Raw genomic sequence first — 9,701 nt, 5'->3', positions numbered from 1 at the left:
AGAATTCACAAAAAGCGCGTTCATTTGGCCGTCATCATTCTGATGCCGATTTCGAGGGGATGGGCGCAAAACCCCATATACCAAACCGCGACATTTCAGCCTCATAAAATGCAAGATCTAGTAATGCTTCGTAATACAGCATTTTAGCATCTTCTAGCTTGTTTTTGACTTTTTCAAACCGTAAAATTGCGTGCTCTTGAATTGAAATCACTTCTCTTAATATGCTTGGATCACACCGAACCGTTGCTGTTTCATCAATTGAAGTAAGCGTTAAGTCGTTAAAAAACCGATCGTAACCATCTTCCACTAAGAACCGGCGAAGATATATGGAGACCGCGAGGTTTTTAAATATCAGCCCATTTTGTGTTTCTGTTTCTCCCATTAGATTTTCAAATGCTGTCTCTGCATATTGAACCTTGTCTAAATTTAATTGCTCAAGACGCCTTACTTCTTCCTTATGGTCTTGAGTGAGGCGAACAATATCGTTTTCGTGCCTCTCAGTCAGTGAATTAATTTGCCGCTGCGTGTTCATTTGTAGTTCTATCAGTTCACGATCCGTTGCTTCTCTCAAGGCAACTAAGTCGCTTTCAGCTTCATCTTTAACTGCCTTCGTTCGCGAACTTTGAACATGGTTCATCCAAGAAGCGAGTAGTGTTTCAGATTTAGTCGATTTATGCAGTTGATTTAAATGGGGTTGCAATTGCATTCGAATGTCTTACATGTTGAGAACCTGCAAAGACCGCTTTACCTGCTCTAACTCTTGAGCACTCAACTCACGTAACTCTGCGTCAGAAGCCTCTGAAATTTTCTTATTTGCGTCATCAATTTGTTGCTCAATCCGAGCCAGTCGCCTGTTGACTTCTGAACTCGAAAGGGTGGCATTTTCCAGCAAAATCAAGTCACGATTAATTTCATCAATTTGTGCTTTAAGACCAGTTAATCCTCTGTAAAAATCGCCATGCTCACGATCATTTGGATGTGCGAGCGATGATGACATCACAAGAAACAAACATATCCATCTTTTCATAAACTATTTCCTTGTTACAAGTAACCACAATGCCAATTCAATATGGGTAGAACATACGTTCACAATATCGAAATCGTCACAGCAATGACTAAAAGTTTTTTAGTCAGGGCGCAGAAGAGAGCTCATAAACAGACCAGTAGGATCGTATTGTTGTTTTAATAATTTCAAACGAGCTGTGTGTTGGCCGTAGTAAAGAGCAAGTGGCGACCCATTCCCCATGTCATAATTTTGGTAAGAATGACCATTAAAAAACGGTAATAGCAAATCGAAAGATTTATTCACCCAATCGATAACTTCAGTATCGTCACATTCAGCTTGAGTGATCCCTGTGATACTACAGACGAAAGAAGCGTTGCGGTGAATAAATGCCGAATCGTCAGCGTTTACATCCTGAATAGCGCCACAAAGCGGGTCTAGCATAAATCCACCTGAATTTCCCGGACAAGCTCGGTAACACGATAAAAGTGTTTCAATGAATTCGTCTGATAGCTCGCCTTCAATTATGCCATTTCGCCAATACAAACTCAGATCACTATCGTAGTCATTGGATTGGCATTCAACGTATTGCGACCGCCTACTTAACAATTTGGCACCGTCTTGCCATTTGGCTACAGAATCCAAACCCTGCACCGAGTCCTCACTAAACCCCATTATCGAAATTCGAGCTTTATCTTCCATCGATCGCGAGAGATATGCATATAGAAAAACCGATCTGTTATCACTGAGCACTGTTTTGCTATATTGCCTAAGAATAGATCGTGCGTGACATAATGGCCACTCGAGTATTCGGCCATCAATATTTTGGGGGGCATCGTGTAATTTAAACGTGATATCGGTCACAACGCCAAATTGACCATGGCCACACCCTTTTAATGCCCAAAACAAATCCGGATGTTGGGATTCTGTCACTTGTCTTACTTTACCGTCAGCAGTTATCAATCCAAACGCGAGCACATTGTCGCAACTCAAACCAAGCTTTCTGGACAAAAAACCGATCCCCCCTCCCAATGTTGCGCCGACAACACCAACATCGGGACAGGTACCCAAAGGAACCACTTTATTGTGTTGCGCTAGAAAATGGTCCAATTCACTATTTTTGACGCCTGCGCCGACGTTTACTGAGCTCTTATCAACATTCAGTACAGTTGTTTTAAACATCGACATATCAATTACAATTGCATTGTTAAGGACCGACATGCCACTTACACCATGCCCTTGACCCTTAATTGTAATGGATAAGCGCAACTGCTTTGCACATTTGACAATGTGTATAATATCGGTCTTTGTCTTAGGTTGAATAATTACTAACGGAAAACGCGAAACACCTTGATTGAATACTTTCCTGTTTTCTTCATATTCTGCACTACCCGGTGACCAGAATGCGCCGCCAACAAGACTTGCCAGTTCTACCAGGCTTGTTTCAGTAGCACGCGTGTCAATTGAATCAGTTTTTGTCTGTTTTGCAGGTGAAACTTCAACAATACTCTCTAGTAAATTCCAACTACGACTTCCAAAAGTGTTTGGCGTGACATCGCTTAGCAATTGTCGCAGATATTGTGCAACTAATCGGGGAGGTAAAAGCTTGTTTGCCGAAAACATACTGCGCATTAACTCCGATGCAGGCAAAACTCGATTTGAGGCTTGCCTTATCGTTTCCTGCATCTTCGTGTCGACGTTTCCAGGAGCCACAGTTGTAAAAACAGCAATATCGTTATCGACTTCACGTTGAAAACACTGGCACAGCATATTTAATGATGCTTTGCTCACACAATAAGCTGAGGCGCCAGCAACGGGTTGTACAGGCAAATCACTGGTTAAAAACATCACGCGGCTATGACTAAATTTTTTTAAGCATATCTGCGTTAAAAGGCGAGGTACTTCGACATTTATCCATTGGGTTGCCTCCCACTCATCAGGGGCGACGTTGCTAATATCTCCAAATGGCATGACAACACCTGCGCAATGGATCAGGTAGCTAAAGTGAGTATGCTGATTGACAACGTTTTGAAGGCTTTTAATACAATCCCTATTAGTGAAATCGATACACTCGATTCTGACCCTATCCCCATAAGACCTTTTAAGCTGTTGTAAAGTTTCTGGATTTCTACAAAGTGCTACGATCTGGATAAAAGGGTAGGAGAGTAGAAGCTCTTTTGTAAGCGCAAGTCCTATACCAGAGCTAGCGCCTGATATTAGTGCTGTCTGTTGATACAACATCTTAAAAGCCTATTTCGTAGAAGAGTGAAAGCTCACTTATATGTTTGATAGCTTCAGCATAAGTAAAGTCCTTGAATGGATAAATAAAGTTAATGGTTTGATTACAGAAATGTAATCAAACCGTAATCGATTCGTTGTGATGCTTTGATCTGAATCAACTACAGTTGAAATGAAATCACTACGATTAAATACATAAACATTTTATTAAGGTGCCTACGACGAACAAGGACAACTAGATATCACAGCCAATGGGTTTGATATCAACTTTATTAGTACTCACGCCATCATCAGAGGCGAGTATATTAAAACTGAAACGGACTCATTTGTTGAGCGAGATCATGAGCAAACTATTGACTCATTTTCACGCAATGGATGGTTTTTACAAGGTACTTTCTTCGTTGGGCATGCTTTTCAATCCCTAGGTAGTACTGAATTGGTCCTTGAATATGCTGAAACCAATAAAATTGAAGAAGCGGAGCGCTGGATGGTAGGTGTCAACTATTGGTTGGACCCTCGTTCAGTTATTAAGGTGGGCTATGAAGATACAGACGTAGTTGAAGGCCCTGATGATACACGGTTTGCTGTGCAATTCAGCTATGGATTCTAGGGGATATCATGAACAAGAAATTAATTATATGTGCACTAATCACATTTATTTCGTTACCGAACTTGGCAGACGATGAAACCACACTTTCTGGCGCAGAGTTAATTAATAACAACTGTGCGCGTTGTCATAACAGTAGGCCTGTGCGTGAGTTTTCTATCAGTGAGTGGAGAGTGATCATGCCACACATGCGCGAAAAAGCGCATTTAACCGGCAGCGAAGTATAAGCCATTCTTGAATTCATGGAAATAGCTTCTAGTCCTGCTCAACCGGTAGAGGTGACTCTGGCTAAATCATTAACAGTCAATCCACGTGACGTACTCACTCGATATGGTTGTCAGGGGTGTCATCAAGTGCAAGGCGCAGGCGGAACACTCGGTCCATCGCTGGATAATGTTATTAGCGAAAAAGGCAGGGCATTCTTTTTGCGCAAAGTTAAGGAGCCTCAATTTAATAACTCGTCGTCCGCAATGCCGCAAATGCCGATTACAGATGATGAGCTTGAAGCTTTAGCTGAGTTTTTATCGTCCATATAGCCTATTGACCTGAGTCTAAGACATTAGATTAAGGTGACAAGACGTAAACTTTAAACCTAAAACGCTCAACTGAGCATAATCAAAGGAAACAATCTTATGAAAAAGCTTACTTCACTATTACTGGCCAGTGCTTTAGTCGTTGCGCCAATAGCGACTTCTTTTGCATATCAACAGACTGACAAATCTGATATGCCGATGATGGATGGTCAGATGATGCAAAAGATGCAGACGCATATGGAAGAAATGCGCGCAGTATTGGATGCCGTTAAGAGTGAATCGGATCCGGAGAAGCGCGAAGCCATGTTGCATGAGCATGCCCAAAAGATGCAAGACATGATGGGCATGATGGAAGGAAGCGACTCGATGGGGATGAAAGCGGGAAAAGGAATGAAACACAAACACACTGATATGTCCACCGAAGACAAAATGAAAATGATGGAACAGCGTATGTCGATGATGGAAGACATGATGAGCCAAATGATGGGGCACACCGCTGAAAAGTCTAAACCAATACATAAACACAAATAGAGCTAATCACCACGTTACGAGGCAGGAGGTGACCTGCTGTCTCGCTTATTTCAATAATCACAGGAATTTTACATGAATAAATTAATTAAGTTTTTTTCAATTGTAGTCTTGTCAGTTGGACTCCTCGGAGGATGCGCAAGCCAGGTTTATCACGACTACATCATGAGTGGGCAAGTTGTTACAGTCGATGATAAGCAAGCAGTGGTATGTGTATCTGATACGGATGGTTTGAAGGAACATCAAGTTTTTAATGTCTATAGAACTGTCTACGACCCTACAGCAATCTCAGAAGGTGAAAACAGCTATTCACGAGAGTTCGTTGGGAAAATTCGTCTTGGAAAAACTAAGGATAAGCACTTCGCGGAAGCTATTGTGCTGGATGGCGAAATTACGCGTTATGACATGGTCGAGTTTGACCGTGGTTTTTGATTAATATTTTAATTAGGAGTATGCCGTTGTGAATAATAGAGTTTATCACCAACCCTACCGTATAGCGGTTATTGTGACGCTGGTATTAGTGAGTGTCTTATTCACAACCGCGTGCTCAGCAGTACCACAAAGTACTGAGCCAGACAAAAAAAACAATTCATCAGAAACTAAAGAAACTCAGCCTGAGTTAAACGTTGATGACTTCGCTAAAATCCAAACCGCTTTGCGCTCGTTAGACAATTCATTAGCGACCCAGCCAAAAAGCAATGAGAGTGTAAATCCGAGTGATACCAGTGTTTCACTCAATACATCATCAATGCCACTTTCAGCAACAAACACAATGAAAATGGGAAAGAGTAAGAATAAAGGCATGATGCCAATGCGCGGGAAATCGTGCATGGGAATGATGTGCAAAATGATGATGAAAAACAGCTCAATGATGGGTACACCACCTGAACAAAATAAAACACAGATATCTGGTTCTCCATTAAATGAAAGCTTACCCGGTGTCAGTGGAGCGCTGCATTTATACCACGTTGGAGAGCAAGCTTTTTTCTTAAACCACAAAGAGACACTCGAATTGACCGATGGTCAGTACCAAACGCTTCTCACGATCCGAACTGAATGGGAGTCTACTCAACAAAGCTTTACGCTGCAGCGAAGTGCGTTAGAAGCATCGTTGTGGGAATTGACCGCTCAGGGGCTACCTCAATACGACAATATCAAAGACACCATTGCTGAAATAGAAGCCACAAACAGCGCCTTGCGGTTGCAGTTTATTACATCGGTAGGGAAAGCGGTATCAGTATTAACGCCCTCTCAGATCGCTAAGATAAATAGCCTGTGGATGGCCGAACAAACAGGTGAGTTATGAGCATGTGGTGGCCACACACATCATTTTTTCTGCGTTACGCCGTCATTTTGAACGTTATGCTGTTATTCGCAACGACGAGCAGTTACGCACAGCAACAGCCAGAGGATAGTGAGCATGCGAGCCACCATCCTGAAGCTACCAATGATCCCACTGTCAACGCTAATACGGATGTTTTGCCGACTGCTACACAAGGTAAAGGACCGCTGGGCAATGCTGACGCCATGATGGGATCCGGTATGGCAAAAGGCATGGATAAAATGATGGAGAAAATGGGTGCACCCAAACCTAAAGATCTCTATCCCACGCTAATGCGCATGCATTCAGCTACACCCGAACAAAGAGAGACTGTTCTGATTAAAGCAACCGCAAGAATGCAACAAGGAAGTGAGCAACTTGCTACAGGTTTTGATTGGCTTGCCCGCGCAGCTGCCACTGATGACTATTCCCAAATGCAAATGGCTGTTGAAACAGTTAAAGAGGGTATAGCCCATTTTGACAGTGGTCTTGCTGCGAAACGTGCCATACAAGACGGGCAAGAACCACGAAGAGTGGCATTAACCTGGTTCAAGTCACAAATGAATTTGCTTCCCAGTGCGCCGGAAAAAGGTACTTCAACCCTATTTGGTATGACACCGTTTCACAGCGCAGTGATGCTCGTTTTACTCATATTTACAATTGTTATGGTGTATGTGTATGGATTTAAGATGCGCAGAGCTGCCGCGCTGCTCGAAGAGCTTAAGTCTACTGACACCGCAAGCACATCTGCGCCAACGACAAAAGTTTCCTCTGTTGTCGAATCTAATCCGGCTGCCCAGCAGCATGCTTCGGCACCTGCGCAAAGTAGCGAGCCAGCATTGTCATCCACTGCCTCATCGCGCAAGGGCACGTTTAGTGGCGGTATGGTAGTAACCGCGATTTTTAATGAAACCCATGATGTTAAAACGTTACGTCTAGCCAGCCCAGATGGACAAACCATTCCATTTGATTTCGAACCAGGTCAATTTGTCACGTTCACACTGAACATCGATGGTTTTGAAAAGCCAGTTAAGCGCTCATACACCATTGCATCATCGCCCACTGAACAGTATTACTTTGAAGTTACGATAAAGCGAGAGGAGTTCGGTGTGGTTTCTCGTTATATGCATGACGCGGTTGAGGTAGGAAATACGCTTTCAATTAAAGCCCCCGGCGGTAAATTTTATTTCAATGGTCATGGTTCAAACAGCGTGGTGTTGATTTCTGGGGGAGTGGGGATCACACCGATGATGAGCGCTGTCCGCTACTTGACGACGACGTGCTGGGACGGTGATATTTATTTTCTGTTTTGTACGCGAACGTCCAACGACTTTATTTTTGAACAGGAATTAAAATATCTGCAAGCACGTCATCCTCGGTTAAAAGTACTGGTCAGTATGACTCAAGCAGAGGGTACATCCTGGATGGGGCCCCAAGGCCGCTTTTCATCCGCAATGATAAACGAATTTGTGCCAGATATTGCCTCAAAAACTGCGCATATTTGTGGGCCTCCTGCAATGATGGATGCTACGAAAAAAATGCTAGCCGAATTGGGTATGCCTAACACGCATATTAAAACCGAAGCGTTTGGGGCTGCTAAACCAGAGCCCGCTCCCGTTAAACCTCAATTAGCCACTAACACCAACGCAGGCAACAACAGACAAGTACGGTTTAGTCTTTCAGACGTCGAAGCCCACGCGGGTCCGGATGAGACCGTATTAGACGTCGCTGATGGACTCGATGTAGATATAGAGAATTCATGCAGAGCGGGTTCGTGCGGGAGTTGTAAGGTGAAACTGCTACGTGGTGACGTCGATATGGAGGTTGATGATGGGCTGGAGCCTGAAGATAAGCTCAGTGGGTATATTCTGGCGTGCCAAGCTATCCCTAAATCTGATGTGGAGGTTGAGGCTTAATGAATTCTCAAGAGCGCACAATTGTAAGCAGCTTGGTTGTCCTAATGATCCTGCTATGGCTCGGTTTTTTATGGCATAGAGACCCAGCATTCCCAGGCAGTTTTATTGGATTTGGCGTGGGTTTAAGCGCTTCGGTATTAATGCTTATCCCATTGGTATACATGACCATTAAGCGTAACAAATCACTTAAGAAAGTCGTGACGAAGCACATCGCTATGCCAACGCTCCTGCGTATACATATCTATGCTGGTGTGCTGGGGCCTATTCTAGCGCTGATCCATAGTGCCCATCGTTTTGATAGTGCTACCGGAGTTTCGCTTGTTATCTTTATGATGGTCGTTGTGATCAGTGGGTTTGTGGGTCGATATGTACTCGGTCTTATTTCATCGAATGTGAAAGAGAAAAAGCGCCAAGTAAATGAACTCCACGTTGCGCTTTCTAACGCAAAACAGGCGTTGAAAGACGCAGTCTGTGATGACAGATATTCGACGTTTGCCCAAACATCCGCACGACATATTCCTTACATCACGTTAAATGTGCCTACTTCAGCACAAAGTAAATTGTTCAAACAAGAAAGCCAGGTTCTTTCTATCATTGATACAATTTCCGATGTTGAGTACAGCATTCTCATTCATGACACCGCGAAGGTGTGGTTTGCTCGTTGGTTAAAATTTCACATCGTGATTTCAATGACACTTTATGTAGTCCTGTTTTTTCACATTTTCAGTGAAGTTTACTTTGGACTGCGCTGGTTATGATGAAATGGATAATAATCGTTCTTGGCTTAGTTGCTGCTGGCTTTGGCGTCAGTCATTTCATTCATATGCCTGAAGATAGCGCACAAATTCCATGGGAAAAAATGGTTGAACCCGGTTCACTCAATAAAGCACATGCCTTTCTCGCGGATGACTGTTTGAGTTGTCACACACCGGTGAAGGGCGTTGAGCGTGACAAATGTGTGGCGTGTCATGCAAATGATACGCATATCGTTGCGCGTCAACCCACTGCATTTCATACCGACATCAAAGAATGTGCAAGTTGCCATGTAGAGCACAAAGGTGAATCGGCCAACATTTCGCTCATGAGCCATATAGCGTTAGTCGACATTGGTTTCAATATGCTCCCCAACCCAAATGTCCCGTTTGACGAGGGCGCTGCCACCATGGCGTTTTTGGAGAACATACTAGCGAATAAACAAACTCCTGAGCCCTTGTTTGTGCACCCTGAGGTCAGTGATAAAGAAGCCTTATTAAATTGTACGCAATGTCACAGCAACGATGATCGCCATTTAGGTCTATTTGGAGAGGATTGCGTGCAGTGTCACAGCACAGACAAATGGTCATTGCCAAAGTTTATTCACCCGTCGAGTCAATCACGTGATTGCAATCAATGTCATGAAGCGCCGCCCAGTCACTATATGCAGCATTTTAAAATGATTTCCGCCAAAGTGGCAGGCGAGCCTAAAGCTAAAGTTGAGGAATGCTATGCCTGCCATCAATCTACGTCCTGGAACGATATTAAGCGTGCCGGGTGGTATAAACACCATTAAGGGGTA

At 43.5% G+C, this 9,701-nt stretch carries 12 protein-coding genes; 9 read left to right on the top strand and 3 right to left on the bottom strand.

What is annotated here, in order from left to right; genetic code table 11:
- Nucleotides 1-34: 34 nt before the first annotated feature.
- The 3 genes from NO989_RS18535 to NO989_RS18525 all read right to left on the bottom strand — a co-directional run bounded on the left by NO989_RS18535 (nt 35) and on the right by NO989_RS18525 (nt 3,244).
- A complete protein-coding gene (locus NO989_RS18535) occupies nt 35-706 on the bottom strand; it encodes a hypothetical protein (RefSeq protein ID WP_371342987.1) in 672 nt (223 codons plus the stop codon).
- Between the two features lie 9 nt (nt 707-715).
- A complete protein-coding gene (locus NO989_RS18530; protein ID WP_012516843.1) occupies nt 716-1,027 on the bottom strand; it encodes a hypothetical protein in 312 nt (103 codons plus the stop codon).
- 99 nt (nt 1,028-1,126) lie between these two features.
- The gene (locus NO989_RS18525) at nt 1,127-3,244 is read right to left on the bottom strand and encodes an SDR family NAD(P)-dependent oxidoreductase (RefSeq protein ID WP_156087393.1); all 2,118 of its coding nucleotides are present in this window, start codon (nt 3,242-3,244) and stop codon (nt 1,127-1,129) included.
- 433 nt (nt 3,245-3,677) lie between these two features.
- Here NO989_RS18525 and NO989_RS18520 point away from each other — a divergent pair, with 433 nt between their 5' ends.
- The 9 genes from NO989_RS18520 (at nt 3,678) to NO989_RS18480 (ending at nt 9,695) form a co-directional block, all read left to right on the top strand.
- On the top strand, nt 3,678-3,851 hold the full coding sequence (locus NO989_RS18520; RefSeq protein WP_012516845.1) for a hypothetical protein: 174 nt from the start codon (nt 3,678-3,680) through the stop codon (nt 3,849-3,851).
- Between the two features lie 8 nt (nt 3,852-3,859).
- A complete protein-coding gene (locus tag NO989_RS18515) occupies nt 3,860-4,075 on the top strand; it encodes a hypothetical protein (protein ID WP_012516846.1) in 216 nt (71 codons plus the stop codon).
- A 15-nt stretch (nt 4,076-4,090) separates the two neighbouring features.
- Nucleotides 4,091-4,384 (top strand): cytochrome c, encoded by a 294-nt coding sequence (locus tag NO989_RS18510; protein ID WP_226434253.1) that lies wholly within the window; start codon nt 4,091-4,093, stop codon nt 4,382-4,384.
- Nucleotides 4,385-4,480: 96 nt separating this feature from the next.
- Nucleotides 4,481-4,912, top strand: a complete 432-nt coding sequence (locus NO989_RS18505) for a hypothetical protein (RefSeq protein WP_012516848.1) — start codon at nt 4,481-4,483, stop codon at nt 4,910-4,912.
- A 72-nt stretch (nt 4,913-4,984) separates the two neighbouring features.
- Entirely contained in the window at nt 4,985-5,341 is a 357-nt protein-coding gene (locus tag NO989_RS18500; RefSeq protein ID WP_012516849.1) for a hypothetical protein, read from the top strand.
- 28 nt (nt 5,342-5,369) lie between these two features.
- Nucleotides 5,370-6,215 carry a hypothetical protein gene (locus tag NO989_RS18495; RefSeq protein WP_020742694.1) on the top strand — a complete coding sequence of 282 codons (846 nt, stop codon included), beginning with the start codon at nt 5,370-5,372 and terminating at the stop codon, nt 6,213-6,215.
- Nucleotides 6,212-8,146 carry a 2Fe-2S iron-sulfur cluster-binding protein gene (locus tag NO989_RS18490; protein WP_015066012.1) on the top strand — a complete coding sequence of 645 codons (1,935 nt, stop codon included), beginning with the start codon at nt 6,212-6,214 and terminating at the stop codon, nt 8,144-8,146. Before NO989_RS18495 ends, NO989_RS18490 begins: the two co-directional genes overlap by 4 nt.
- Nucleotides 8,146-8,904, top strand: a complete 759-nt coding sequence (locus NO989_RS18485) for a hypothetical protein (RefSeq protein WP_014996999.1) — start codon at nt 8,146-8,148, stop codon at nt 8,902-8,904. The genes NO989_RS18490 and NO989_RS18485 overlap by 1 nt, the downstream gene beginning before the upstream one ends.
- Entirely contained in the window at nt 8,901-9,695 is a 795-nt protein-coding gene (locus NO989_RS18480; protein WP_014997000.1) for a cytochrome c3 family protein, read from the top strand. Before NO989_RS18485 ends, NO989_RS18480 begins: the two co-directional genes overlap by 4 nt.
- The last annotated feature ends 6 nt before the right edge of the window (nt 9,696-9,701 follow it).

Source organism: Alteromonas sp. DY56-G5 (assembly GCF_041414725.1).
In the GTDB taxonomy this organism is placed as follows: Bacteria; Pseudomonadota; Gammaproteobacteria; order Enterobacterales; family Alteromonadaceae; genus Alteromonas; species Alteromonas macleodii.
The sequence above is the reverse complement of the archived record's forward strand: the minus strand, read 5'-3'. Positions and strand labels throughout refer to the sequence as shown.

Coding starts and splice junctions, on each gene's coding strand:
- NO989_RS18535 (WP_371342987.1), bottom strand. CDS start 706: ATGCAATTGCAACCCCATTTAAATCAACTGCATAAATCGACTAAATCT.
- NO989_RS18530 (WP_012516843.1), bottom strand. CDS start 1,027: ATGAAAAGATGGATATGTTTGTTTCTTGTGATGTCATCATCGCTCGCA.
- NO989_RS18525 (WP_156087393.1), bottom strand. CDS start 3,244: ATGTTGTATCAACAGACAGCACTAATATCAGGCGCTAGCTCTGGTATA.
- NO989_RS18515 (WP_012516846.1), top strand. CDS start 3,860: ATGAACAAGAAATTAATTATATGTGCACTAATCACATTTATTTCGTTA.
- NO989_RS18510 (WP_226434253.1), top strand. CDS start 4,091: ATGGAAATAGCTTCTAGTCCTGCTCAACCGGTAGAGGTGACTCTGGCT.
- NO989_RS18505 (WP_012516848.1), top strand. CDS start 4,481: ATGAAAAAGCTTACTTCACTATTACTGGCCAGTGCTTTAGTCGTTGCG.
- NO989_RS18500 (WP_012516849.1), top strand. CDS start 4,985: ATGAATAAATTAATTAAGTTTTTTTCAATTGTAGTCTTGTCAGTTGGA.
- NO989_RS18490 (WP_015066012.1), top strand. CDS start 6,212: ATGAGCATGTGGTGGCCACACACATCATTTTTTCTGCGTTACGCCGTC.
- NO989_RS18485 (WP_014996999.1), top strand. CDS start 8,146: ATGAATTCTCAAGAGCGCACAATTGTAAGCAGCTTGGTTGTCCTAATG.
- NO989_RS18480 (WP_014997000.1), top strand. CDS start 8,901: ATGATGAAATGGATAATAATCGTTCTTGGCTTAGTTGCTGCTGGCTTT.